The following is a 25906-nucleotide window of genomic DNA, read 5'->3' as shown; positions in this document are numbered from 1 at the left end:
TGACCTGGTTACGGCGCCAGGAAAGGCCACAAGTGGCGGGTGGATTGTCGGACCCGTGGTGCACACTCTGCGCAGGCGCTTTCTCCAGGGCGCGCCGGGAGGGGTGTGGCGGACAGGGCGTGCCACGGGGCGCGCCGGTCCGGGCGCTGTCGTGATCGTGGGGAGGGGATGGCGTGTTCTCGGGGATCGACGAGGTCGACTGGGCCTCGATGGAGCATGCCTACGGGCCTGCCGACGATGTGCCGGGGCTCCTGCGGGGGCTCGCGTCCGAGGATCCGGCGGAGCGCGAGGCGGCGCTGGACGGTATGTACGGCGCGGTGCACCACCAGGGCGATGTGTACGCGTGCACGCTCGCCTGCATCCCGTTCCTGTTCGAGCTGGCCGTGGACCCGGAGGTGCAGGACCGCGGCAGCGTGGTCGAACTGCTCACCAGCATCGGCGGCTTCGACCTCGACGAGGACGACGAGGCGGAGATCGACGAGGACGAGATCGAGGGCGCCGCCAACTACGCGATGGCGGCGGCGGCGGTCACCGCGGGCGCGGGGGTCTTCTTCGAGCTGATCGCCGACGAGGACCCCGGCGTGCGGCTCGCGGCCCCGCTGGCGCTCGCCACGCTGCACCGCCACCCCGTGCGGGTGCTCACGCTGCTGCGGGAGCGGCTGCCGGTCGAGCCCGACGAGGAGGTGCGGCTGGCTCTCGTGGAGGCGGCCGGGCGGGTCGCGCTGCGGCATCGGCCGCTGGCGGGGCGGGTCGCGGAGTGGCTGGGCCGGCTGGCGTCGCGGTCGCACTCCCCCGGGCTGCGGCTCGCGGCCCTGGCCCAGCTGGCGCGCTGTTCGCCGGACGGGCTGCCCGGCGATGTGGTGCCGGTGGTCTCGGGGTTGCTGCGCGAGATGCGTTCCCCGCCGGAGGGGGACGCGGCGGAGGGGGACGGAACGGACGGGGACGGGACGGATCCCGACCGGGACCCGGACGCGGAGCCGGTGGATCCGGACGCGGAGCCGGTGGACGCGGAACCGGTGGCCGCCGCAGAGGCCTGTCGCGGCGAGCAGGTCGCGACGCCGACGCTCGTGGGGCAGTTGCGGTCGCTGTCCGCGCAGGAGAGCGCCGGGCGCGGCACCCCCTGGGCCGCGGATCTGCTGCGCACCCTGCACGTCGGCCTCGACGACCGGGTGGGCGACCGCACGGCGCTGCTCGCCGACCAGTTGCGCAGCCCCGACCGCCGGCAGCGCATCGACGCCGTCCGGATGAGCGGCGGGCTGATACGGGCCTGGCGCGGCCCCTACGAGGAGCTGGTGGCGCTCGTCGGCGATCAGCTGTCCGACCCCGAGCCCCGGCTGGCGGAGGCCGCGTCCCATGTGCTGGAGGAGTTGTTCGGACTCGCCGCGCCCGCCGCGGACGCCTTGGCCGCCCGGCTGGCCGACCGTCCCGGGGACTGGGTGAAGTCCTGGGCCAGCGGTCCGCCCGGCCTCGGCTCCACCGTGAAGGCCCTGGCGCGCCTCGGCGACGCCCGGGTGGTGCCCGCGCTCGCGGCGGCGTTGGAGCTGCCGCAGGTGGCGCACGACGTGGGGTTCGCGGTGGGTCATCTGGGGGCGGCTGCCCAGCCGCTCGCCGGGGCGCTGCGGAGGAGGCTCGCGGAGGTGGAGCTGGACGAGGGGGCCTACGACCGGGCGAGCCCGCTGCTGGCCGGGCTGACCGGGCTGCGGGCGGGCGAGGCGACGCCCGAGGTGCTGCGGGTGCTGCGCGGTGCGCCGCAGTACCGGGGCGAGTGGCTGCGTACGGCGGCGCTGCGGGCGCTGGGTTCGTTCGGGCCGGCGGCGCGGGAGGCCGTCCCGGAGCTGCGGGCGCTGGTCAGCCGGCCGGGGACGGCCTCCGCGACGGAGGCGGCCGAAGCGTTGTGGGCGATCTCCGGGGACGCCGATGCGGTGCTGCCGGCGCTGATCGAGGGCCTCCAGTCGCACCAGGTGCACGAGCGGCGGGCGGCGGCGGTGGCGCTGGGGTCCCTCGGGCCGCGCGCCGCGGTGGTCGCGCCCCGGCTGCGCGGGCTGCTGGCGCACGAGGAGCTGTGGCTGCGGGTCGACGCGGCGATCGCCCTGTGGGAGGTGTCGGGCCGGTCGCAGGAGACGGTCGAGGCGTTGCTCGCCGGCTGGGAGCGGAGCCGCCATGTGCGGGTCCGGGTGGCAGAATGCGTGGCACGGATGGGGCCGGTCCCGGAGGGGTCGGCCGCAGCACGCGTCCTGCGGAGCGAACTCGCCTCCGTACGCCGTCACAACGCGATGGACGGCGGGTACGGCAGTCATGACATCCACGAGGACGAGAAACTCCTGGCGCTGTGCCGACAGGCACTCCGGGGGACGGGGAAAGGAACCACGGCATGATCATTTTCGGCACCAAGGGCTACCTCCACCAGCTGGCCATCCTGACGATGGTGTGCGGCTGGTGCGGCAATCCGGCGGCGCACACGCTGCGCAAGCGGGTCACGAAGTTCACGCTGTTCTTCGTGCCGCTGTTCCCGTTCTCGACGAAGTACGCCACGCAGTGCACGTTCTGCGGCGGGGAGCGGCAGATACCCAAGGAGGAGGCGGACCAGCTGCTCGCCCAGGCCGCGGCCGGGCAGGACGGCAACGCCCACGGCCAGGCCCCGCAGCAGCCCGGTTTCACGCCTCCCGGACAGAACCCGTACCAGCGCTGACCGCGTACCGGCGCTGGGCCGTACCGGCCCTGATTCCCTGTCGGCACTGAAGCCGCGGCCCTCCTGACCGCTCCGGCCCCGTGCCCGCGGGGCCGCGTACGTTGCACAGGGGTACGAAGTCGACATTGCGCACGGTCGTCCGATTAGGGTGTGAGACCGCTGTGTCGTCCGCCGTCGTAGAGGAGGCGAGCCTTGCGCCCGCACCGCGTCCCGGCGGCGCCCCGTACCGCCGCGTCCGCCCTCGTCGCGCTCACCCTGCTGTCCGGCTGCGGCGCGGCCGGCGGGCTGAAGAGCGCGGGGGACGCGCCGTCGGCCGTGGAGCCCAAGAGCCTCTGGCCGGACCTGCCGCCCGCCTCCGCCGCCCCGTACGACTACGGCGAGGGCGAGACCGCGCGCATCCCGGGGATCCGGGTGACCGGCGGCGATGTGCGGCGGCTGGACCCGGTGGCCGTGGCACAGGCCGGGCTGCGGGCGCAGACGGACCGGGGCAGCGGTCTGGACGAGCTGCCGGACGGGACGGTCCGGCACATCGAAGCGTGCCGGACCGCCCCGGACGACTGCCCGGTCCTCCCCCCGTACTACCGCGACCTGACCGGTGACGGCAGGGACGAACTGGTGCTCGGCATCCGGATGCCCGACCGGCAGCTCGCCGTGCGCGTCTACATGCCGGACGAGGGGCGGCTGACCCGGATCATGTCCACCTACGACGCCGTCATCAGCGTGGAGCTGGCGGGCCGGGACCTGATCATGCGGGCCCCCTCGGTGATCCCGGGGTACGAGTACCGCACCGCGTGGTCCTGGGACGACCGGCAGCGCGCGATGCTGCCCACCCGGGACGAGATCCTGCGGACGCCCGAGCACCGGAAGGCCCCGAAGCCCACCCCGGAATCCTCCTCGCCCGCCACGGGGACGCGATGAGGCGGCGCCGGTTCCGCTCGCCCCCCTGGACCGCGAGCCTCACCTGGAAGTCCGCGGTGTTCCTGACCGTCATGTGCTGCACCCTGGCCGCCCTCCTCGGCTTCCTGGTGCACACGGCGTTCACCCGGCAGACGGTCGAACAGGCCCGGGAGAAGACGCTGAGCCGGCTGGAGGTGGTCACCGACGCGTACGAGGCCGGGGAGCCGCTGCCCCCGGGGTCGGGCATCGACCCGCCGGGCCTGCCCTCCTCGCTGCGCGCCCTGGCCACGGGCGGCGAGCGGGGCACCGTGGTCGCGGACGGACCGCGGCGGCCGGACGCGCGGAGCGGACCCGCCATGTGGGCGGCGGGTCCGGCGGACGGGCGGGCGCTGGCCACCTGGACGGACTACAGCCACAGCGCCCGCACCATCGGCGGCCTGGACCGGGCGATCGTCGGCTCCTCGCTGCTGGCCATCGCCGCGACCCTGCTCGTCGGCCTGTTCGCCGTCGGCCGGGTGACCCGCAGGCTGCACCAGAGCGCCCGGGTGGCCCGCCGGATCAGCGCGGGCGATCTCGACGCCCGGGTGCACGACCCCCGGACCGCGCGCCCGGTCCGCGCCCAGGACGAGGTCGCGATCGTGGCGGGCGCGCTCGACACCATGGCCTCGACCCTCCAGCGCAAGCTCCAGACCGAGCAGCGGTTCACCGCCGACGTGGCGCACGAGCTGCGCACCCCGCTGACCGGTCTGTCGGCCGCCGCGGAACTGCTGCCGCCGGGCCGCCCGGCTGAGCTGGTGCGCGACCGGGTGCGGGCGATGCGGGCGCTGACGGAGGACCTGTTGGAGATCTCCCGGCTCGACGCCCGTACCGAGGAGGTCGACCTGGCCGTGCACGAACTCGCACCGGTGGCGGAGCGGGTCGTCCGGGCGTCGGGCACCGACACCGAGGTGCGGGTGACGGGCGCGGCCCGGGTGGAGACGGACCGGCGGCGCCTGGAGCGGGTGATCGGCAATCTGGTGGCCAACGCCCATCGGCACGGGCGGCCTCCGGTGGTGCTCAGCGTGGACGGCGCGGTGGTCTCCGTACGCGACCACGGCCCGGGGTTCCCGGCGTATCTGCTGGACAGCGGGCCGCAGCGGTTCCGCACGGACGGTGCGGGCAAGGGGCACGGTCTCGGGCTGACCATCGCCCTCGGCCAGGCCCGGGTCATCGGCGCCCGGCTGGACTTCGGCAATCCGCCGGACGGCGGGGCGCTCGTCCGGATGACCCTGCCGGAGTACGAGCGCCTCGACGACGGTGACGCCGACGGGAATCCCGGTGGTGACGGGGGCGGGGGCCCCCTGGACGACCCGGACGGCTCAACGCGTGAGGGCCCTCACGCAACGTGACGCGTTGCGGACCGTGTGTGGCGAATTTAGCGTGACGAGCACGAGCCCAGCTCGTGTCCCCCACGGCCCCTTCCTCATCGCATGGAGGCAGCATGTCCCCCCTGTCCCGCCCCTCGCGGCTCCGCCGGCTCGGCCTCTGCGTCGCCACCGGCACGCTCGCGGCGCTCACCGCCGCCGCTCCCGCCGCACTGGCGGCCGACCCCCAGCCCGTCGGACAGCGCGCGGAGGCCGCCGCCCCGGACCCGACGTCCGACGAGCTCTCCGCCTCGGCGCTGCAGCGCGAGCACGAGGCGCAGCAGAAGCAGGCCCGCGAGGAGGCGCAGAAGCAGGGGCAGACGAAGCCCCAGGCGCCGAAGCGGACCTACAAGGGACGCGTCATCGCCAAGCCGTACCTGCTGCTCCGGGACAAGCCGACCCGCAGCAGCCGCATCGTCGGCTCGGCCGAGTACGGCGAGATCGTCAACATCTTCTGCAAGACCGAGGGCGACAACGTCGACGGCAACAACCGCTGGTACCTGCTGACCAACGGCACCTGGGCCTGGGGTTCGGCCCGCTACATCGAGAACATCGGCGCCGCGCCGAAGTGGTGCTGACCTCGCGTCACCCGCACATCCGCCCGCCCGTGGAGCCCGGCCGTGTCGCCGTCGGCTCCCCGGGCGGGCGCATGCCCGACGGGCGCCGGCCCGGACCGAGGCACGGCGGGCGCGGTGGACAAGCCACAGGCGCGGCGGGCACGACGTGCACGGCAGGGTGGCGAAAGGTGTGACATAAGGGAAATATCGCGCACCTCTTGCTACGTTGCGGGGCATGACCGCAACGACGGCGGACGCTCCCCCGCCCGAGCTACGCCTGCCCAAGCGGCGCGGGGTGGAGCTCACCCTCCTCGTCGGAGGCGTCCTGATCTCCGTCCTCGGCTACGCGGCGGTCGGCCTGGCCCACGACGGCACCGTGCCTCCCGACGTCGCCGGGTACGGCGCCGGGCTCGGCACGCTGGCGCTGCTCGCCCATGTCGCGGTCCGCTTCCGGGCCCCGTACGCCGATCCGCTGCTGCTGCCGATCGCCGTCCTGCTCAACGGCCTCGGCCTGGTGCTGATCTACCGGCTCGACCTGGAGACCCCCAGGGACCAGGCCGCGCCCACCCAGCTCGTCTGGTCCACGCTCGGCGTCGCCCTGTTCGCGGCCGTGGTGGTGCTGCTGCGAGACCACCGCGTGCTCCAGCGGTACGCGTATCTCTCGGTGGCCTCGGCGCTCGTCCTCATGACCGTGCCGATCTTCTTCCCGGCGGTGAACGGGGCGAAGATCTGGATCCGGATCGGCGGACTCTCCTTCCAGCCCGGCGAGTTCGCCAAGATCCTGCTCGCGGTGTTCTTCGCCGCCTATCTGGCCGCCAACCGCAACGCGCTCGCGTACACCGGCCGCACGTTCTGGAAGCTGCAACTGCCCTCCGGACGGGTGCTCGGGCCGATCGTGGCGATCTGGCTGCTGAGCGTCGGGGTGCTGGTGCTGGAGCGCGATCTGGGTACCTCGCTGCTGTTCTTCGGGCTCTTCGTCATCATGCTGTACGTGGCGACCGGCCGGACCGGGTGGATCGCGGTCGGGCTGCTCCTGGCCGGCGTCGGCGCCTTCGTCGTCGGCTCCTTCGAACCGCACGTCCACAGCCGGGTGCAGGACTGGCTGGACCCGTTCGCCTCGATCGACGCGGGGCAGGGGCCGGGCCAGCTCGCCCAGTCGCTGTTCGCCTTCGCGGCGGGCGGGATGCTCGGGACCGGGCTGGGCGCGGGCCACTCCATCCTGATCGGCTTCGCCGCCAAGTCCGACTTCATCCTGGCGACCGCGGGCGAGGAGCTGGGCCTGAGCGGGCTGACCGCGGTCTTCCTGCTCTACGCGCTGCTCGTGGCGCGCGGTTACCGGGCCGGGCTCGCGCTGCGCGACCCGTTCGGGCGGCTGCTCTCCATCGGCCTGGCGTCGATCCTGGCGCTCCAGGTGTTCGTGATCGCGGGCGGGGTGATGGGGCTGATCCCGCTGACCGGGATGGCGATGCCGTTCCTCGCGCAGGGCGGCTCATCCGTCGTCACCAACTGGATCATCGTGGCGCTGCTGATCCGGGTCAGCGACGTCTCGCGCAGACCCCACCCCGACCAGGCCGAGACCGGGGTCATCGCCGCGGCCGTGGAGGAGGACCGGTGATCCGGTACATCCGGCGGGCCGCCGCCTTCTGTCTGCTGCTGCTGGTGGCGCTGCTCGTCAACGCGGCCCGGATCCAGGTCTTCGAGGCCGACGAGCTGGACGACAATCCGGCCAACCGCCGTAACACCATCGCCCGTTACGACCAGCCGCGCGGCAACATCCTGGTCGGCGGCCGGCCCGTGACCGGCAGCAAGGAGACCGGCGAGCAGCTCAGCTTCGAGCGCACCTACCTGCACGGCCCGCTGTACGCCCCGGTGACCGGATACGCCTCGCAGACGTACGGCACGACGCTCATCGAGAACGCCGAGGACGCCGTCCTGTCCGGTACCGACTCCCTGCTGGCGCCGCTGCCCTTCTGGAACGAGTTCACGCGGGGCCGGCAGCCGGGCGGCGATGTCGTCACCACGATCAGGGCGTCGACGCAGCAGGCCGCGTACGACGGGCTGCGCGGGCGGCGGGGGGCGGTCGCGGCGCTGGATCCGTCGACGGGCGCGATCCTGGCGCTGGTCTCGACCCCCTCGTACGACCCCGAGCGGCTGTCGGGGACCGGTTCCGCGGTGACCGACGCGTGGGCCCGGCTGAACGCCGCCAAGAGCCTGCCGATGCTCAACCGGGCCATCCGGCAGACCTATCCGCCGGGCTCCACCTTCAAGATCGTGACGGCGGCGGCGGCCCTGGACGCCCGGGCGGTGACGGACGCCGACGCGCGCACGGACACCCCGTCGCCGTACGTCCTGCCCGGTACGAGCACGACCCTGCCGAACGAGGCGAGGGGTTGCGACCAGGCGTCCCTGGCGGACGCGATCCGGGTCTCCTGCAACACCGTGATGGCCCACCTCGGGGTGGAGGTCGGGCTGGACGGGATGGTGGAGACGGCGGAGAAGTTCGGCTTCAACGACACCGGGCTGCGCATCCCGTCCGGGGTGGCGAGGAGCAACTTCGACACGGACATGAGCGACGACCAGCTCGCGCTCTCCTCGATCGGTCAGTTCAACACGACGGCGACCCCGCTCCAGATGGCGATGGTCGCGTCGGCGGTGGCCAACGGCGGGGATCTCCGCCGCCCCCATCTGGTGGACCGGGTGACGACCGACGACGGGGACACCGTCCGGCAGGAGGGGGCCGACCCGTACGAGCGGCCGATGAGCCCGTCGACGGCCGTGCAGCTCCAGCGGATGATGGTCGACGTGGTGGAGAACGGCACCGGGGCGAACGCGGCGATCGACGGGGTGAAGGTCGGCGGCAAGACCGGTACCGCCCAGCACGGCGTCGACAACTCCGGGCTGCCGTACGCCTGGTTCATCTCCTGGGCCCAGGCCCCCGACTCCGGCCGCCCGGCCGTCGCGGTGGCGGTGGTCGTGGAGGACGCCGCCGCCGACCGGGACGACATCAGCGGGGGCGGCAGCGCGGCCCCGATCGCCCGGGCCGTGATGGAGGCGGCGTTGGAGGAGTAGCCGGGGCGCGCGCGGCGGCGCACCGGCAGACTGGGCCCATGACACGGACGACCTCGGCGGTGGCGCGGGCCCTGGAGCGGATCGGTCGGCTGGACCCGGCGCTGCACGCGTTCGTCGAGGTCTGGCCGGACGGGGCGCTCACCCGGGAGCGGGAGGCCGTGGCGCGCCGGCTCCCCCTGGGCGGACTGCCGTTCGCGGTGAAGGGGCCCTCCGGGATCCGGTCCTTCGCGGCCCGTCGGCTGATCGCGGCGGGCGGCTCCCCGGTCGGTGCGACCTCGGTGCCCGGGCCCGGCACCCACTGGCAGACCTGGGGCCTGGGCGCGCACGGCCGCACGGTCAACCCGTGGCGGGCGGACCGTACTCCGGGCGGCTCCTCGGCCGGGTCGGCGGTCGCGGTGGCGGCGGGGATGGCGCAGCTGGCGACGGGCAGCGACGGGGCCGGGTCGGTCCGCATCCCGGCTGCCTGGTGCGGGGTGTTCGGGCTGAAGACGACGAACGGGCTGCTCCCCTCCCCCGACCGTTCGGGGCTGGCCTCTGCCGGGGTGCTGGCCCGGTCGGCGGCCGCGGCGGAGCCGTACCTGCGCCAGGTGCTGGACGGGTACGAACCGGTCGCCGCCCCCGCCCTGCCGCTGCCCGCCGTGTACAGCGAGGACCTCGGCTACGCGGAGGTGGACCCGGAGGTGGCGGCCGTCGTCCGGGCGGCGGTGGACCGGCTCGTCGCGACGGGGACCGTACGCCTGCTGGGGCGCGAGGCCGCACTGCTCGACCCGGCGGGCGCCTGGACGGCGATACGGGGCGGCTCGCCCGACGACCCGGAGGCGGCACGGGTGCGGCGGACGAACGACGAGCGGCTGGCGGGGCTGCTCGCCGGCGGGGCCCTGCTGCTGACCCCGGTCACCCCGAACCGACCGCACGGCCACGAGGGCCCGGGGGACCTCTACTCCACGGCGCTGACCTGGGCGTTCAACCTGAGCGGGCATCCTGCGGCGAGCCTGCCCGCCGGGTTCACCGGGGACGGCTGCCCGGTGGGGCTCCAACTGGCGGCGGCGCGGGGCACGGACGTCCGGCTGCTCGCCGCGGCCCGCGCGGTGGAGGACGCCCTGCCCGCCGCGCCGGTGCCGCCCGCCGCCGGGCGGGCGGCGGCGGGGCGCTGACCGGCAGGGGGTCTCCGGTTCCGGGCTCCGGTCAGCCGATCGGCTTGCGGGCCTCCTCGCGGACCTTGGCCGTCTCGGCCGCGACGGCAGCGAGGTCGATGGACCTGGCGTCCTTGAGCACGCTCTCCGGGCGGATCACCGCGATCATCGCGGCGGTATTGTCGTCGCCCCAGGCACACATGGGGATGTTCGCGACGCCGCCGGCCTCGTTCGACTGCACGACCTGGCACTCGATCGTGATGCCGTACCCCTCGGGCGTGAACTTCTCGGCGGGCACGACGAGCTTCGCGCCGTCGGCCTCCGCCGCCCCCTCCATGATCTTTCCGCGCATGAAGCCGGGGCTGGCCAGCCGCCCGTACATCCCCGACAGCACCAGGGCGCCGCCCTTGGCCGACGTGTAGTGCGCGACGACCGCCTCGCCGTCCCGGATGCTGGGGTCGGGAGTGTCCTCGATCTCCTTGCCCTCGGTCTCCGACAGGTCCTGGCCCAGGCTGAACTCGCCGCCCAGGAGCTTCTGCTGCACGACGATCCGGTACTCCGCCTTCGGGTACGCCAGGTCGGTCCCCTTGTCGGCGAGCTGGGTGACGCCGTAGACGATCGCCCCGGCCACCACCATCGCGCCGACCGCGATCCCGACGATGAGCCCGGTCCGCTTCCCGCGCGGCGGCGGGCCCTGGGGCGGCCAGCCGCCGGCGGCGCCGGGGCCGCCGGGTATGCCGGGCCGGCCCCAGCCGCCCTGCTGAGGCGGGGCCGGGGGCTGCTGCGGGTAGCCGTGGGGCGGTTGCTGCGGCCCGGGCCCGGGCGCGGCCGGCGGCGCGCCGTAAGGGCTCTGGCCGTAGGGGTTCTGGGGGGACGGCGGCCCGTACGGGCCCTGCGGCGGGTGCGGCGGGGTGGTCATGCGCTCACCGTACGACACGTTTGCGAACGGAATTTCGATGCGACCGGTATCGGTATCAGGTCGAGAACATCCCGCCCCGAGCAGCCGGCCGCCCATCGCCTCACCAGCCACCTCACACCTCCTCAGCCCAGTTCCTCGGCCTGCCCCCTCCCGGCCCACTTCCTCGGCCTGCCCCCTCCCGGCCCACCGACTCAGCCCAACGGCTCGCGCCTGCGCAGCCAGTCCTCCGGCGCCCCGGCCGTCCCCGTCGCCGCCCCGACCACGCCCCCGGTGATGGCGCACGTGGTGTCGACGTCGCCGAGGCCCTCCGCGGTCGCCCAGAGCGCCGCCTCCAGGTCGTCCCCGTGACGGGTGGCGGTCCACAGCGCGAAGGGCACGGTGTCGTCGGCCCGGATGCGCTGTCCGTTGCCGAGGAGGTCCGCGGCCACCGACGGATCCGTGGTGAACGGCGTCCGCGCGGCGCGCCGCACTCCGTCGCGTACCGGCCCTTCGGGCGTCCGGTCCGCCACCGCGTCCAGCGTCAGTTCGCCGCGCGCCGAGAGCGCCGCCGCCACCGCGACGGCCACCGCGCCCGCGATGCCGTCCGGGTGGGCGTGGGTGACCTCCGCCGACAGCGCGGCCTGTGCCGCGGCATGGTCCAGGTCCTCGTGGAACCGGGCCCCGAGCGGCGCGACCCGCATGGCCGCGCCGTTGCCGAGGCTGCCGCCGTCGAAGAGTCCGGGGGCCAGGGTCCGCCAGTCGGCCGGGGCCTGAAGCAGTTGGGGCAGCAGGAGGTGCATGCCGTGGCCGTAGCCGCGGGCCTGGTCGGCGTCGAAGGCCAGGGCGTAGCAGAGGGCCAGGTGGTCCTGGTTGACGTGGCCGTGCTCGTCGAGGGAGCGGGACAGCGCGAGCGCAAGGGCCGTGTCGTCGGTCCAGTGCCAGCGGGGCTCCGGCGGGGTGCGGCGGGCCCGGATCTCGTTCACGGCCCGCCGGGGCTCGCGGAAGAGCGGGAACCAGCGCTCCCCGAACGCGTCGCCGAGCGCGAGGGACTCGAGGCTGCGTCGGGCGGCGGCGCGACCGGCGGCGGTGGCTGCGGGCGGGTTCGTCGTCATACCCGCATCGTGACGGCCGGGAGCCGATGGCGTACATCCATTATCGGCCTCGGGGCGCCCGCACGCCGAGCAGGGCGGGTCGCGCAGGGGCCGGCGCACACTCACGGCCCCCGCACCGTCCCGCGCCCCCTCAGGCGGCGTCGGCCGCGCCCTCCTCGATCGCCTCCGCGACCTCCGCCACCCGGGCCCCCTCCTCGGCGGCGAAGCGTTCGCGGTCCAGCTCCTCGGCTATCTCCTCGTCCCTCGACATCAGCAGGTCGAGGTCGGAGTCGCCGAGTTCGAGGACGCCCATGTCGACGTAGGCCTTCTGGAGCCGCGGGCCCCACAGGCCGATGTCCTTGACGCACGGGACGATCCGGCTGAACAGGAGCTTGCGGAAGAGCTGGAGGAACTCGGAGTGTTCCGACAGGTCCTTCGCCTCCTGCCTCCCGATGCCGAAGTTCTCCAGGACCTCGACGCCGCTGAGCCGGTCGCGCATCAGGTAGCAGCCCTCGATGACGAACTCCTCGCGCTCGCGGAGTTCGGCGTCGCTCAGCTGCTTGTAGTAGTCGCGCAGCGCCATCCGCCCGAAGGCGACGTGCCGGGCCTCGTCCTGCATCACGTACGCCAGGATCTGCTTGGGCAGCGGCTTGGTCGTGGTGTCGCGGATCATCCCGAAGGCGGCCAGCGCCAGGCCTTCTATCAGGACCTGCATCCCGAGGTAGGGCATGTCCCAGCGGGAGTCGCGCAGGGTGTCGCCCAGCAGCCCCTGGAGGTTGTCGTTGACCGGGTAGAGCATGCCGATCTTCTCGTGCAGGAAGCGGCCGTATATCTCGGCGTGCCGGGCCTCGTCCATGGTCTGCGTGGCGGAGTAGAACTTGGCGTCCAGGTCGGGGACGGACTCCACGATGCGCGCCGCGCACACCATCGCGCCCTGCTCGCCGTGCAGGAACTGGCTGAACTGCCAGGAGGTGTAGTGCTTGCGCAGCTCGCCCCGGTCCTTCTCCGTCAGCTTCGCCCAGTGCGGGGTGCCGTACAGGGTGAGCGCCTCGTCGGGGGTGCCGAGCGGGTCGGCGGGATCGACCTCCAGCGACCAGTCGATGCGCTTGTTGCCGTCCCACTGCTTGTCCTTGCCCTTCTGGTAGAGGGCGAGGAGGCGTTCGCGTCCGTCGTCGTAGTCCCAGCTGAACCGGGCGGCTCCGGTGGCCGGGACCCGCCAGACCGGTTCGGCGGGCGGAGTGGTGTAGAGGTCATGGGTGGACACGGACGGCTCCTTCGCCTCGACTGGCTCGACTGGCTCGACTGGCTCGACCTGATGAACAAGTTCCATGGCACCGAGGGCAGTTGAGTGCGCGCGAGCTGGTGCACCGGCCGCCTCTCCGGCAGGTTCACATGGTGGTAGACAGCGAGTCAACAAGTCGTACGGAGTCGCGTCCAAGGGATTGACGGCCTTGCTGACAGACAGTCTCATAAGAGGTGACCGCCGGTAACATCCGTTCCCGGCAACCCCCGTGTGAGGTGCTTCCGCCATGACACCCGTCACCGCTCGCGATGCCACCGTGCTCCGCGACGCACTCGGCCCGCTCCGCGACCGCGAGCAGGTCGCCCTGCGGCTGCTCGAATCCTCGGCCAAGCACTCCTTCGACCCCGACACCGAACTCGACTGGGACGCGGCCGTCGAGGAGGGCAAGTGGTTCTGGCCGCCGGAGTTGCTCTCGCTGTACGGGACCCCGCTGTGGGACCGGATGTCCGAGGAGCAGCGCCTGGACCTGTCCCGCCACGAGGCAGCCGCGCTCGCCTCGCTCGGCATCTGGTTCGAGATCATCCTGATGCAGCTGCTGGTCCGGCACGTCTACGACAAGCCGGTGACCAGCAACCACGTCCGCTACGCGCTCACGGAGATAGCCGACGAGTGCCGGCACTCGATGATGTTCGGCCGCATGATCGACTGGGGCGGCGCCCCGACGTATCCGGTGCCGCGCGTCTACCACAACCTCGCGCGGGTCCTGAAGACCGTCTCCACCACCCCCGGTTCGTTCGCCGCGACCCTGCTCGGCGAGGAGATCCTCGACTGGATGCAGCGCCTGACCTTCCCGGACGACCGTGTGCAGGCCCTGGTGCGGGGTGTGACCCGGATCCATGTGATCGAGGAGGCCCGGCACGTCCGGTACGCCCGTGAGGAGCTGCGCCGCCAGATGGTGACCGCCCCGCGCTGGGAGCGGGAACTCACCAAGGTCAGCTGCGGCGAGGCGGCCCGGGTCTTCGCCGTCTGCTTCGTCAACCCGCAGGTGTACGAGAACGTCGGCCTGGACCGCCGTGAGGCCGTCGCCCAGGTACGGGCCAGCGGCCACCGTGCGGAGGTGATGCAGTCCGGCGCGAAGCGGCTCACCGACTTCTTCGACGACATCGGGCTGCTGAACGGCGTCGGACGCCGGCTGTGGCGCGGCTCCGGGCTGCTGGCCTGAAAGCCGTGCGGACGGAAACGAAAGCCGTGCGCGCCGGGAGCGCCGGGGCCCGTGGGCCCGGCGTCATCCGAACGAGAGGCCTTAGGGTCGGTGGCATGACCTCCACCGCCGCAGTCCCGCCGCCCCGGGCGACGTACCGCAGGCTCAGCGTCGAGGAGCGCCGCGCCCAGCTGCTGCTCGCCGCGCTCGGCCTCTTCGCCCATCGGGCGCCCGACGAGGTCTCGCTCGACGAGGTGGCGGTGGCGGCCGGGGTGTCCCGGCCGCTCGTCTACCGCTACTTCCCGGGCGGGCGGCAGCAGTTGTACGAGGCAGCGCTCGGCTCGGCGGCCGACGAGCTGACGCTGTGCTTCACCGAACCGCCGACGGGCCCGCCCATCGAGCGGGTCGCCCGGGTGCTCGACCGCTATCTGCGTTTCGTCGACGAGCACGACACCGGGTTCAGCGCCCTGCTGCGCGGCGGCAGCGTCGTGGAGACCTCCCGCACGACGACGATCGTGGACGGGGTGCGACGGGCGGCGGCCGACGAGATCCTGCGCCACCTGGGGCGGATGGGCGGGGCCGGGGAGCAGCCCGCCGGGCCGCGGCTGCGGATGATGGTGCGCAGTTGGATCGCCGCCGTCGAGGCGGCCTCGCTGATCTGGCTGGACGACGGGAAGCGGCCGGCCGCGGCCGAACTGCGCGGCTGGCTGGTCGACCACCTGATCGCCCTGCTCGCCGCGACCGCCGCCACCGACCCGGAGACCGCGACGGTGGTGAGCGAGTTGCTGGCCCTGGAGAGGGCCGACGGCCCGGCCGGACAGCTCGCGGAACGGGTGATTCCGGTCGTCGCGGAGGCGGCGCATCTGCTGCCCGCCGCCACTGCGTCAGACTGACCGGGTGAAGAGCGAGAACACCCCTTTCCGAGGCGGCCCCCTGGACGGCCGGGTCCTGCCGGTCCTGCTCGGCCCGACCGGCCATCCGCCGAAGTGGTACGAGGTCCCGGTGCCCTCGCCCGACGGCGGCCCCGCCACGGTGTACGCCTACCAGCGGGTCCCGGCCGGCTACACCAAGCGGCTCGGGCTCCAGCGCGGCTGGGTGTACGAGTACGCCCCCGGGGGCCGCGAGCACCGCACCCTCAAGTGGCCCTGGTCCAGGACTCCCCCGAGCACCCCGGGCCGCGACTGAGCGGCGGGCGGCCGCCCGTGGGGCCCAGGCCCTAAGATCGACGGTCAGGCGCCGGAGGACGAGTCACCCGGTCGCCGTAGGACGGTCACAAGGGGGGTGCGCCATGGAGGCGCTGCGTCAGGACGATCCACGCCGCTTCGGCCGTTTCACCGCGCTGGCCCGCTTCCACGAAGGCGCGAGCGCGGTGCGGTACGTGGCGCGGGACACCGCGTCCGGCGAGGTGGTCCTCATCACCGCCGCGCGCCCGGAGCTGGCCGGCGTACCGGCGTACCGCCGCCGCTTCCAGGCCGAGGCGCGCACCGCCGAACGCCTCGCGGGCGGCTGGGTGGCCGCGCCCCTTGACACCGGCGAGGAGCCAAAGGCCCCGGTCGAGGGGCCGGAACCCCTGTGGACGGCGGCGGGTTACGTCCCCGCGCTGCCGTTGGCCGAGGCGATCGGGATCGCCGGTCCGCTGGACGAGCGGGCCCTGCGGATACTGGGCGCGGGCATCGCGGAGATCCTCTCCCGGGTGCATGCCGCCGGGGCCGTGCTCCAGGGTCTGGCCCCCGGCACGGTGCTGCTGGCCGCCGACGGCCCCCGCCTCACCGCCTTCGGCCCGCTGGGCGCGGCGGCCTCCGCCCAGGCCGGGCCTGGCGGCCAGCTCTCGGTGCGGCTCGGCTATCTGACGCCCGAGCAGATCGAGGGCAAGGAGGTCTCCGCCGCCTCCGACCTGTTCGTGCTGGGACTGCTGCTGGCGTACGCGGCTACGGGGGCGACCCCGTTCACGGAGGGCCCGGCCGAGGAGGCCGCCCGCCGGATCGCCGGGGACGAGCCCGAACTCGACGCCGTACCGGAGGCGTTGCGCGAGCTGATCACCAACTGCCTGGCGAAGGACCCGGCCGAGCGGCCCACCGCCGGCACGGTCGCCGCCGAACTGGCCCTGGAGGGCGCGGCGGCCCTCGCCCGGGGCGGCTGGCTCCCCGAACGGCTCGCGGCGGCGGTCGCGGACCAGGAGGCGCGGGTTCTGGCCCTGGAGGTGCCGGAGGAGGGCCCGGAGCACGGGCCGGAGGGGGCCGCCGGGGCTGCCGGGCCGGAGGAGGGCGCTCAGCCGGAAGGGGCCCTGGAACCCGAGGACGCCCCTACCGCCCCGGAACCGCAGGACGCCCCCGCGGCCCCTGAGCCGAAGGACGCCCCTACCGCCCCCGAACCGGACGACGCCCGGCCGCTGCCCGCGCCGGCGGTGGACGCGCCCGCGCCGCAGGCGCCCGCCGCGCCGGTCTCCGCGGGTGGCGGGGACATCGAGGAGGACCGGGGCACCACCCGGTTCCTCAACACCGGGCCGCGGCCGCCGCGGAACGACCGTCCGACGACCCGGCTCGCGCTCCCCCACGAGCTCACCGCGCCCCCGGGGGCCGCTCCCGCCCCGACGCCCCACCCGTCGCCGCCCGCCCTGCCCGCCGGATCCGCCCTGCCCGCCGCCCCGCAGCAGCCGGGCCATACGTACGGCGCTCCCGCCCCGTATCCCGCGGCGGCGCTCCCGGCCGGGCCCGCCGGCCCCGGTGGCGCGGGCGGGGGCCCGATGGTGTCGTTGCCGCTGCCTCCCGCACCGGCCCCGGCACCCGACCCCGCCGCGAGCCGCCGGACCCTGCTGACCATCGCGGCGGCGGCCGTCGGCGGGCTGATCGTCGGCGGCGGTTCGGTCGCCGCTCTCGGGTCCGGGGACACCGCGGTGGCCACGGACGACAAGCCCTCGCCGAAGCCCCGCCGCACGCTCCCCGGGCAGCCCCCCGAGCCGCGCTGGATCTACGCGCACCCGGCCTCCGAGGCGCCGCCGCTCACCACCGCCGTCTGGCGGGACAAGCTCCTCGTGATGACCAGCGAGAGCCGGGCGAGCGCCGTGGACCTGCGCACCGGCAAGCGGCTGTGGCAGCGCGCGGACGCGGCGAAGGGGCAGGCCGCGCTGGCGGCGGGCGCCGATCTGGTCTTCGTGGCGAGCCCGACGGAGTTCCTGTGGCTGTCCCCGAAGAACGGCAAGGTCGCGCACCGTGAGCGCTACACGGATGCCTTCGGCGACCTGCCGGGCCTCGTCGTGGGGCGGCTGGCCGGGAGTTCCGGGCCGGTCATCTGGTTCACCGGTTCGCACACGGTCACCGTGGAGGCCCCGAAGCCGAAGAAGGGCAAGAAGAAGGGCAAGGACAAGGAGGTCGTCCAGGCCTACTTCTTCGCGTACGACATCGTGCGGCGCAAGGAGCTGTGGCGGACTCCCGTGCCCGCGGGCCGCGCCCCGGGCACCCCCGCCTACCGGGTGGTCGTGGAACGCTCCGCCGACGTCCTCGTACGGCAGGACGCGGTCAGCCTGACGGCGGCCGAGGTCAAGGCGGCCAGGAGGAAGGGCTCCGTCCGCTCGTTCGACCGGAAGACCGGCAAGCTGCTGTGGACCAAGCAGTACGGCGCGGCCTCTCCCGAGGCGGCCACGGCGGGCGACGAGGAGGGGTCGCTGTACACGGCGGTCGGCAGGGATCTCCAGGCCTTCGAGACGGACACGTCAAAGCCGCTGTGGCGCGTCGAGGGCAGCGACGGCTCGGTGTTCGGCACCCCGCTGGTCGCCGGGTCCCTGATCCACACCACCGAGCGCAGCCGGCTGGTCGGCGCGGTGGACCGGGAGAGCGGCCGGCTCGTGTGGCGGCGCTCCACCGAGGTGCCGGGCATCGGGAACGCCCCGTCGCTCACGCTCAGCGGCAGCGAGAAGACTCTGCTCGCCGCCGACGCCGTCCAGGTCACGGCGTTCTCGGCGGCCGACGGCGAGCGGCTGTGGAAGTTCCAGGACATCGGGTCGGCCGATCCGAAGGGGGCGACGGTGAGCGCGTCGTACCGGGTACTCGCCGCCGGGGAGACCGTCGTCGTCCAGCGGGACAGGTCCTTCTACGCCTTCCCGGTGGCCTGAGGCCCGGACCGTCCGACCTTTCTCACTCCCACCACCGCCGTCCGGGGGGTCCCCCGGACGGCGCGCTGCCCGGTGCTTGCATCACCTGACACCACATGACCGGATGATCGGATTCGCCCATTTATGGACGAGCCCGTAGCCGGGCTACGTCTCCGTCACGGAGGTGTTGTCGTGTCAGGCAGACTCCTGCGCGTGGTCTGCACGACCGCGCTGGCCGCGGCGCTCACGGTCTACCCCGCCACCGCCGCGCCGGCCGAGCCGGGCCCCGTACCGTCCGAGGAGGCCTCCGGAACGGCGGGGTCGGACGCCCCGGAGGAATCCGACGCGTCCGAGCCGGCGGGGGAATCCGAGGCGTCCGGCCCGGCGGAGGTCGACGCCCGGTCCGACGCGGCGGACCCCGACGCCGGGACCGACGCGGCGGAGGTCGACTCCGAGACCGCGCTCGGCGCGCCCGAGGCGCCCAGGAGCGTCGCCGCCCTGCTGCGCGAGCTGCAGACGCGCTACCAGGCGGCGGAGGAGGCGACGGAGACCTACAACGCCACCGCGGAGAAACTGAAGCAGCGGACCGCGCAGGTGAGGAAGGTGACCGCGGACCTGGCGAAGGCGCGGGCTGCGCTGGAACGCAGCCGCGGGGAGGCCGGGCGGCTGGCCCGGGAGCAGTACCAGGGGCGTACCGAGTTCTCCGCGTACCTCCGGCTGCTGCTGTCCCGCAACCCCCTGCGGGCCCTGGACCAGACCCATGTCGTGGGACGGCTGGCCGCGAACCGCGCGGCGACGGTGGACCGGCTGACCGACGACGCCCGGCGGGCCGACAGACTGGCCGCCGCCTCCCGCGAGGCGCTGGACCAGCAGAGGAAGCTGGCCGACCGGCAGAAGAAGCAGCGCGACGCCGTGCGCGGCAAGCTGAAGGAGGTGGAAGGGCTGCTGGCCACGCTCTCCGAGGAGCAGATGACCCAGCTCACCGCTCTCGAACAGCGGGGCGTGGACGAGGCGCAGCGCGACCTGGTGGCCTCCGGGGCCCTCAGCTCCACCCGGCGGCCCACCCGGCAGGGCGGGGACGCCGTCGCGTACGCGGTCCGGCAGATCGGCAAGCCGTACGTGTGGGGGGCCGAGGGTCCCGATTCCTTCGACTGCTCCGGGCTCACGTCCCAGGCCTGGTCGGCGGCGGGGCGGACGATCCCGCGCACCTCGCAGGAACAGTGGAAGCGGCTCCCGAAGGTGCCGGTCTCCGCGCTCCGCCCGGGCGACCTGGTGATCTACTTTCCCAAGGCGACCCATGTGGCGCTGTACATCGGCAACGGTCTGGTGGTGCAGGCACCCCGCCCCGGCACCAAGGTCAAGGTCTCGCCGCTCGCGTCGAACCCCCTGCTGGGCGCCGTCCGGCCCGACCCCGGCGGCGCCCCGCTGTCCACGTACAGGCCACCGGAGCTGCCCGAGGGCGCACGCGACGGCGCGGACACCGGGTACGGCACGGACGCGGCGCCGGACGCCACCCCGTAGACCGGTGCGGACGGAACCCGGCGGCCGGACCGACGGTGCTGGTCCGGCCGCCGAAGCGGTGGGCGGTCGGCTCAGGCTCCGGTGAGCGAGGCCAGGTAGGCGTTGGTCTTCTCCGGCTCGTAGAAGAAGTTCTCGAAGTCCGCCGGGTTGTCGAACCCGTTGGCGAAGCGGTCCGCGGCGGGCTGGAGCTCGCCGGCGGCGCCGATCAGGTTCAGCACGTGCTCCGGCGGGACGCCGAGCATCGCGTTGGTCCACTTCGTGACGTGCTGCGCCGTCTCCCAGTAACGGTCGAACGTGGACTGCATCCACGCCGCGTCGAACTCCTTCCCGCCGTGCTCGACGATCGAGTCCAGGTACGCGTTCGCGCACTTGGAGGCCGAGTTGGAGCCCTGGCCGGTGACCGGGTCGTTGGCCACGACGACGTCCGCGACGCCGAGGACCAGGCCGCCGCCGGGCAGCCGCCCGATCGGCTTGCGGACCGTGGGGGCGTAGCGGCCGGCGAGGGTGCCGTTGGCGTCGGTCAGCTCGACCTTGGTGGCGCGGGCGTACTCCCAGGGTGTGAACCTCTCCATGAGCTCCAGCGTCTTCGCCAGGTGCTCGGAGGGGTCCTTGATGCCCTGGAAGACGTCGAGCGGTCCGCCCGGGACGCCCTCCCAGAACAGGATGTCGGCGCGGCCGGAGGTGGTGAGCGTCGGCATGACGAAGAGCTCGCCGACGCCCGGGACCAGATTGCAGCGGACCGCGTCGAACTCCGGGTGCTCGGGGCGCGGGCCCATGCCGTGGACGTAGGCGACGGCCAGCGCCCGCTGCGGGGCGTCGAACGGCGAACGTGTCGCGTCCCGGCCGAACATGGAGACCAGCTCGCCCTTGCCGGCCGAGACCATCACCAGGTCGTAGGTGCGGGAGAAGTAGTCCAGGTCGGAGACGGCGGCCCCGTGGATGACGAGCTGACCGCCGCGCTGGGCGAAGGTCTCCATCCAGCCGGCCATCTTCACGCGCTGGTCGACGGACTGGGCGAAGCCGTCCAGCTTGCCGACCCAGTCGATGGCGCGCGAGGAGTCGGGGGCGGCGACGGAGACGCCGAGGCCCTCGATCTTCGGGGCCTGGGACTCCCAGAAGTTCAGCTGGTAGTCCCGCTCGTGCTGGAGCGCGGTGTGGAACATGCACTGCGTCGACATGACCCGGCCGGTGCGGATCTCGTCGGCGGTGCGGTTGGACATCAGGGTGACTTCGTAGCCTCTGGACTGCAGTCCCAGGGCCAGCTGGAGCCCGGACTGGCCGGCTCCGACTATGAGTATCTTCCGCATCGCGGCTCTCCGTTGTCTCTGATTCGAGGAGGTCTGGAGGAGGTCCGGGGGACCGCCCTCAGACGGGGGTGGCGTCGAGAGCGTGGCCCACCAGGGCGAGCAGCGACTCGACGACCGTGATCCTGTTACGAGCGTCCATGATCACTATCGGGACCTGCGGGGGTACGGTCAGGGCCTCCCTGACGTCCTCCGCCTCGTAACCGGGCGTCCCCTCGAAGTGGTTGACGGCCACGATGTACGGCAGCCCGCAGCTCTCGAAGTAGTCGAGCGCGGGGAAGCAGTCCTCCAGCCGCCGGGTGTCGGCGAGGACGACCGCGCCGATCGCCCCGCGCACCAGGTCGTCCCACATGAACCAGAAGCGCTGCTGGCCGGGGGTGCCGAAGACGTACAGGACGAGGTCGTCCTCCAGCGTGAGCCGGCCGAAGTCCATGGCCACGGTGGTGGTGGTCTTCTCGGGCGTCGCGGAGAGGTCGTCGGTCTCCTCGCTGGCCTGGGTCATCAGCGCTTCGGTCTGGAGCGGCGTGATCTCGGAGACCGACCCGACGAAGGTCGTCTTGCCGACGCCGAATCCACCCGCCACCACGATCTTGGTGGCGGTGGGCGCGCGGGTGTGGTCGAGCTGCCAGGCCTGGAGGGACTCCTCGGCCTGTTCCCGGGGCCCCGGCTGGCGCGGGGCGAAGAGCGGCGCCTCAGAGACGGCGGAGTCCATTGAGCACCCTTTCGAGCAGTGCGCGGTCGGGCTGACCGGCGCCGTGGCCGGTTCCGTACACGCGGATCTTTCCCTGGTCGGCCAGGTCGCTGAGCAGCACCCGGACGACTCCGAGCGGCATCTTCAACAGGGCCGAGATCTCCGCCACCGTACGCATCCGGCGGCAGAGTTCGACGATGGCCCGGAGCTCCGGCATCACGCGCGAGGCGAGGTTGCCGTTGGTGAGCTCGCGGCGCTCGTCGGGTGCTTCGAGGGCCGCGACGAACGTCTCGACCAGCAGGACGTGCCCGAACCGGGTGCGACCGCCGGTGAGGGAGTACGGGCGGACCCGGGCGGGGCGTTTGTCCGCACCGCGGACGGGGAGCCGGGGGGCGGGTTCTGCGGCGGCGGTGGTCACAGGGCGCTCTCCATCGATGTGCGCAGCTCGCTGCGGAGTTCGGGGGTGAGTACGTGTCCGGCCCGGCCGACGAAGAGGGCCATGTGGTAGGCGACGACGCTCATGTCGCAGTCCGGGGCGGCGTGGACGCCGAGGAGGGAGCCGTCGCTGATCGACATGACGAAGACGCTGCCCTCGTCCATGGCGACCATCGTCTGTTTGACGCCGCCGCCGTCCATCAGCTTCGCGGCTCCGACGGTCAGCGAGCCGATGCCGGAGACGATCGTGGCCAGGTCGGCGCTGGAGCCCCTGGGCCCGTCCGGCTTCCCGGCGGTCGGCGCGGCCGCCTTCGCGGTCAGATGGCCGGGGTCGGAGGAGAGCAGCATCAGGCCGTCGGACGAGACGACGGTGACCGAGTGGACCCCTGGCACCTCCTCCACGAGATTGCTCAGCAACCAGTGAAGGTTCCGGGCTTCGGTACTCAGCCCGAATGTGCTGGGCGCAGTCAACTGCGTGCCTCCTCGACTGTGTCCCCCGTCTCTTCGTTCCGGCCGTCCGCCCGGCCGCCGGTCTCGGCGGTCCGTGCGGTCCTTGCGCCAGGTGCGTCCTGTGCGGCGCCTGTGGTGTGTGCGGTGGTGGTCTCGTGCCCCGTACGCCCGGTGGGTACGCCCCCGGGGCCGGCGACGGTGATGCCGCCGGTCTCGGCGATCTCCGCCTCGACGTCACGCCGACCCTCCTGCGCCGCCTGGTGGAAGCTGCCCAGCCGGCGGCGCAGGGCGTCCCGGTCGAGGCTGCCGGTCCGCCCGGGGGCGGGGGTCGCGTCGGGCCGGACCACCTTGGGCGTGCGCTTCGGCAGCCCCTTGTCGGTGATTCGTGCCGCCTCGGGGCGACGGGGGCCCGGGACGGTGTCGGTCGGGGCCGCTTCCGCGTGGGGGGCGGGGCGGCCCGCGGGCCCGTCCGGGTCCCGGTCCCCCGGGCCGGTCTCGGCCGGACGCTCATGGCGGTCGGGGCCGATCGCGTACGGGCCGGGGACGCCCGGCACGGCCGGGGTGTCCACGTCCGCCGGGGCGTCGGGGGCCGTGGGGGCCATCGGGTCGGTCGGGGCCGGGGGAGGCTTCGGGAGGCGGACCTGCATAGTGATCTCGGAGTCCGAGTCGGCTGCGGACCCGGCTTCGGTTCCGGTTCCGGCTTCGGTACCGGCTTCGGTACCGGTACCGGCCTCCCCGACCGGCTGCCGCGCGTCGTGCTCCTGCTCCTGCTCCTGCTCCTGCTCCTGCGGGGGTACGGCGGTGGCTTCCGGGTCCTCATCGGGTCCCGTGCCCTCAGCTGCCGCGTTCTCGCGGATCGTTCGCTCGGCGGCGACGATCAGCGGGTCGACGGCGGGCAGGGGCTCGGCGACCGCCTCGGGGGCGCTCTCCGCTTCCGGATCCGGCGCCTGCTCCGCTTCGGCGGGCGTACCGGGTGTGGATGCCGAGGATGCCGAGGACGGCAGCGGTGAACGGCTGGGCAGGGAGTTGGAGTTCGCCTCCGCCACCGAGCCCGGAAGGTTGAGCATGGGCGCGTCCCCGGGCAGCTGCACGGCGGGCGGCGAGGAGGCGGGCAGGGAGTTGGGCAGCAGCGCGCTCGGCAGAACGATGACGGCCGTCACACCGCTCCCCTTCTGCTCGCGCAGCTGGACCCGTACTCCGTGCCGGGCGGCCAGCAACGACGTGACCTGGAGGCCGAGTCCCGCCCCGGTCATGTCGATGTGCCGCTCCCCCGGCTCGAACGAGGCCGGGTCGGCCAGCCTGGCATTGAGTTCGCCCATCCGGACCGTCGACATGCCGATGCCGGCGTCCGACACGGAGAGCATCACCTCGCCGCTCTCCAGCAGCCAGCCGGACAGCTCGACCTGGGAGTCGGGCGGCGAGAAGGAGGTCGCGTTCTCCAGGAGTTCGGCGAGGAGGTGACTGAGGTCGTCGGCGGCGAACCCGGCGATCTGGGCGTGCGGCGGCAGGGACTGGATGGTGACCCGCTCGTACCGTTCGATCTCGCTGACGGCCGCGCGCGCCACGTCGACCAGCGGGATCGGCCCGGCGTGGCCGTGGCCGTGCTCGGCGCCGGCGAGGACGAGCATGTTCTCGCTGTGGCGGCGCATGACCGTGGCCATGTGGTCCAGCTTGAAGAGGGTGGCCAGGCGCTCCGGGTCCTGCTCGCGCTCCTCCAGGCCCTCGATGACGCCGAGCTGCCGCTCGACCAGTCCGAGGGTGCGCAGCGAGAGGTTGACGAAGGTGTGGTTGACCGTGTTCCTCAGCTGCTCCAGCTGGGTGGCCAGCTCGGTGGCCCGCGTCTGGAGTTCGGCCCGCTGGGTGACGAGGGTCTCGCGGCCCGCGATCAGCTTGGACCGTTCGCCGGTGAGGCTCTCGACGCGTCCGCCGAGGTCCTGGTGGAGGGTGGTGAGCCTGCCGTGCAGGGAGTTCATCGACCGGACGACCTGGGCGAACTCGTCGTTGCGGCCGGTGTAGCGGACCGGTTCGGCGCCCTCGGGGTCCTCGGCGAGGCGTGCGGCGCCGATGCGCAGGACGGCGAGCGGCTGGGTGAGGGTGCGGGCGACGGCGGTGGAGACGCCGACGGCGAGCAGGAAGCAGCCGCCGAGCAGGGCGATGCTCAGTTCGAGGGCGGTGACGTCGTCGTCGCGGAGGCCCTCCAGGTGCTGGACCTGGCCGGTGGTCAGGGCCGACTCGACGCTGCGCATCCGGTCGACGCGGGCGGAGAGCGCGGCCTCCAGCTTCTTGGGGCTGGTCCTGCGCTCCGCCTCCGACAGCTCGGGGCGGTCGGTGAGGCGGGTGAGGTACTTCTCCGCGTTGTTGACCTCGGATCCCGTGACGGTGGCGGAGAGCTTGTCGCGGGCCTCCGGGTCCGCCGCCTGGTCGAAGTCGGCCAGCGCCGCCAGCTCCCGGACGCGGGCCTGCTGGGCCGCGGCACTCAGCTCGTCGCGTTCGCGGCCGGCCCGAGTGTCGCTCTCGTCCTGGGTCGCCACGGGGAGGCCGGTGAAGGAGTCCGTCTGCGTGGTCGGCTCGGGGCTCGGCACGGCGAGCGCGGCAAGGAGGAGCCCGCGAGTGGCGGAGGCCTGTTCGGACGCGCCGCCGAGGGTCCCCGGGGCCCGGGTGGCGTCGGCGGCGCGCGGCGGGGTCTTCTCCGCCAGTTCGGCGGCGATGCCGTGCAGCTTGGCGATGACGTCGGAGTACGCCTGGTGCGCCTCCAGGGCCGAGCCCTTGCCGGTGAGCGCTTCACGGCGCAGCGAGGCAACCGTCGAGAGGTCGCGGCGCAGGGCAGCGGAGGCCGCCTCGTGGATCTCGTCGATCTGCTGGTCGACGCGGGTGGTGCGGGCGGTGCGGTTCTTCGCGCCGTCGTCATCCTTCTCGTCGCGGCCGTCGGCGATGTACGCGGTGATGGCGTCGCGCTCGTCGGCGAGGGAGTGCCGGAGGGTGACCGCCTGCTGGTTCAGCTCGGCGAGGGTGACCAGCCGCTGGGATTCGTTCAGATCGGCGGAGGCCCCGAGCACGGCGGGGGCGCCCGCCGCTATGACGATGACGCCGACGACCGCGACTCCGGCGACCAGTCGGCTGCGCACCCGCACGGTCCGCTTGTCCACGCCGGGGGCCGGAGGCGTCGCCCCGGAACCGTCGCGCGTCGTGCCCTTGCTCCGCGGCCGCTTCTTCTGCACCGGTGCTCGCAATCTTGAC

21 protein-coding genes are annotated in these 25906 nt (G+C 73.7%); 13 read left to right on the top strand and 8 right to left on the bottom strand.

What is annotated here, in order from left to right:
- The first annotated feature begins 173 nt into the window (after positions 1-173).
- The 8 genes from ACH4RG_RS08845 to ACH4RG_RS08810 all read left to right on the top strand — a co-directional run bounded on the left by ACH4RG_RS08845 (position 174) and on the right by ACH4RG_RS08810 (position 9769).
- Positions 174-2375 carry a HEAT repeat domain-containing protein gene (locus tag ACH4RG_RS08845; RefSeq protein ID WP_397921345.1) on the top strand — a complete coding sequence of 734 codons (2202 nt, stop codon included), beginning with the start codon at positions 174-176 and terminating at the stop codon, positions 2373-2375.
- On the top strand, positions 2372-2689 hold the full coding sequence (locus ACH4RG_RS08840; RefSeq protein ID WP_018959034.1) for a zinc-ribbon domain-containing protein: 318 nt from the start codon (positions 2372-2374) through the stop codon (positions 2687-2689). The genes ACH4RG_RS08845 and ACH4RG_RS08840 overlap by 4 nt, the downstream gene beginning before the upstream one ends.
- A 192-nt stretch (positions 2690-2881) precedes the next feature.
- Positions 2882-3607 (top strand): hypothetical protein, encoded by a 726-nt coding sequence (locus ACH4RG_RS08835; RefSeq protein WP_397921347.1) that lies wholly within the window; start codon positions 2882-2884, stop codon positions 3605-3607.
- Complete coding sequence (locus ACH4RG_RS08830; protein ID WP_397921349.1) at positions 3604-4974, top strand: ATP-binding protein; 1371 nt, start codon at positions 3604-3606, stop codon at positions 4972-4974. The genes ACH4RG_RS08835 and ACH4RG_RS08830 overlap by 4 nt, the downstream gene beginning before the upstream one ends.
- A 92-nt stretch (positions 4975-5066) precedes the next feature.
- Entirely contained in the window at positions 5067-5567 is a 501-nt protein-coding gene (locus tag ACH4RG_RS08825; RefSeq protein ID WP_397921351.1) for an SH3 domain-containing protein, read from the top strand.
- 214 nt (positions 5568-5781) lie between these two features.
- Positions 5782-7161, top strand: a complete 1380-nt coding sequence (locus tag ACH4RG_RS08820; RefSeq protein ID WP_397921353.1) for an FtsW/RodA/SpoVE family cell cycle protein — start codon at positions 5782-5784, stop codon at positions 7159-7161.
- On the top strand, positions 7158-8615 hold the full coding sequence (locus ACH4RG_RS08815; protein WP_397921355.1) for a penicillin-binding transpeptidase domain-containing protein: 1458 nt from the start codon (positions 7158-7160) through the stop codon (positions 8613-8615). Before ACH4RG_RS08820 ends, ACH4RG_RS08815 begins: the two co-directional genes overlap by 4 nt.
- 38 nt (positions 8616-8653) lie before the next feature.
- A complete protein-coding gene (locus ACH4RG_RS08810; protein ID WP_398539291.1) occupies positions 8654-9769 on the top strand; it encodes an amidase family protein in 1116 nt (371 codons plus the stop codon).
- Between the two features lie 31 nt (positions 9770-9800).
- On the opposite strand, the gene ACH4RG_RS08805 is transcribed toward ACH4RG_RS08810, so the two are convergent.
- From ACH4RG_RS08805 to ACH4RG_RS08795, 3 genes are all read right to left on the bottom strand, one after another.
- Positions 9801-10667: a hypothetical protein gene (locus ACH4RG_RS08805; RefSeq protein ID WP_398539290.1), complete on the bottom strand. Its 867-nt coding sequence runs from the start codon at positions 10665-10667 to the stop codon at positions 9801-9803.
- A gap of 191 nt (positions 10668-10858) precedes the next feature.
- Positions 10859-11758: an ADP-ribosylglycohydrolase family protein gene (locus ACH4RG_RS08800; protein WP_398539289.1), complete on the bottom strand. Its 900-nt coding sequence runs from the start codon at positions 11756-11758 to the stop codon at positions 10859-10861.
- A gap of 130 nt (positions 11759-11888) precedes the next feature.
- Positions 11889-13001 (bottom strand): ferritin-like domain-containing protein, encoded by a 1113-nt coding sequence (locus ACH4RG_RS08795; RefSeq protein WP_397929291.1) that lies wholly within the window; start codon positions 12999-13001, stop codon positions 11889-11891.
- Positions 13002-13266: 265 nt separating this feature from the next.
- Here ACH4RG_RS08795 and ACH4RG_RS08790 point away from each other — a divergent pair, with 265 nt between their 5' ends.
- From ACH4RG_RS08790 to ACH4RG_RS08770, 5 genes are all read left to right on the top strand, one after another.
- Positions 13267-14202 carry a diiron oxygenase gene (locus ACH4RG_RS08790; RefSeq protein ID WP_397921365.1) on the top strand — a complete coding sequence of 312 codons (936 nt, stop codon included), beginning with the start codon at positions 13267-13269 and terminating at the stop codon, positions 14200-14202.
- Between the two features lie 95 nt (positions 14203-14297).
- Positions 14298-15074 carry a TetR/AcrR family transcriptional regulator gene (locus ACH4RG_RS08785; protein ID WP_398539288.1) on the top strand — a complete coding sequence of 259 codons (777 nt, stop codon included), beginning with the start codon at positions 14298-14300 and terminating at the stop codon, positions 15072-15074.
- Between the two features lie 4 nt (positions 15075-15078).
- Complete coding sequence (locus tag ACH4RG_RS08780) at positions 15079-15366, top strand: hypothetical protein (RefSeq protein ID WP_397921369.1); 288 nt, start codon at positions 15079-15081, stop codon at positions 15364-15366.
- Between the two features lie 103 nt (positions 15367-15469).
- A complete protein-coding gene (locus ACH4RG_RS08775) occupies positions 15470-18289 on the top strand; it encodes a PQQ-binding-like beta-propeller repeat protein (protein ID WP_398539287.1) in 2820 nt (939 codons plus the stop codon).
- Positions 18290-18460: 171 nt separating this feature from the next.
- Positions 18461-19789 (top strand): NlpC/P60 family protein, encoded by a 1329-nt coding sequence (locus ACH4RG_RS08770; RefSeq protein ID WP_398539286.1) that lies wholly within the window; start codon positions 18461-18463, stop codon positions 19787-19789.
- Between the two features lie 71 nt (positions 19790-19860).
- Here ACH4RG_RS08770 and ACH4RG_RS08765 read toward each other — a convergent pair whose 3' ends face one another.
- From ACH4RG_RS08765 to ACH4RG_RS08745, 5 genes are read right to left on the bottom strand one after another with little or no spacing between them, the layout of a single operon-like run.
- Positions 19861-21096: a styrene monooxygenase/indole monooxygenase family protein gene (locus tag ACH4RG_RS08765; protein ID WP_397921376.1), complete on the bottom strand. Its 1236-nt coding sequence runs from the start codon at positions 21094-21096 to the stop codon at positions 19861-19863.
- Positions 21097-21154: 58 nt separating this feature from the next.
- The gene (locus ACH4RG_RS08760; protein WP_265599362.1) at positions 21155-21805 is read right to left on the bottom strand and encodes an ATP/GTP-binding protein; all 651 of its coding nucleotides are present in this window, start codon (positions 21803-21805) and stop codon (positions 21155-21157) included.
- Complete coding sequence (locus ACH4RG_RS08755) at positions 21786-22202, bottom strand: DUF742 domain-containing protein (protein ID WP_003966308.1); 417 nt, start codon at positions 22200-22202, stop codon at positions 21786-21788. The genes ACH4RG_RS08760 and ACH4RG_RS08755 overlap by 20 nt, the downstream gene beginning before the upstream one ends.
- A complete protein-coding gene (locus ACH4RG_RS08750) occupies positions 22199-22690 on the bottom strand; it encodes a roadblock/LC7 domain-containing protein (RefSeq protein ID WP_397921378.1) in 492 nt (163 codons plus the stop codon). Before ACH4RG_RS08750 ends, ACH4RG_RS08755 begins: the two co-directional genes overlap by 4 nt.
- Entirely contained in the window at positions 22687-25887 is a 3201-nt protein-coding gene (locus ACH4RG_RS08745) for a nitrate- and nitrite sensing domain-containing protein (RefSeq protein ID WP_398539406.1), read from the bottom strand. Before ACH4RG_RS08745 ends, ACH4RG_RS08750 begins: the two co-directional genes overlap by 4 nt.
- Positions 25888-25906 lie beyond the last annotated feature (19 nt).

Source organism: Streptomyces sp. NPDC021019, assembly GCF_044333295.1.
GTDB lineage: Bacteria > Actinomycetota > Actinomycetes > Streptomycetales > Streptomycetaceae > Streptomyces.
This window is presented reverse-complemented; position numbering and strand designations above follow the sequence as displayed.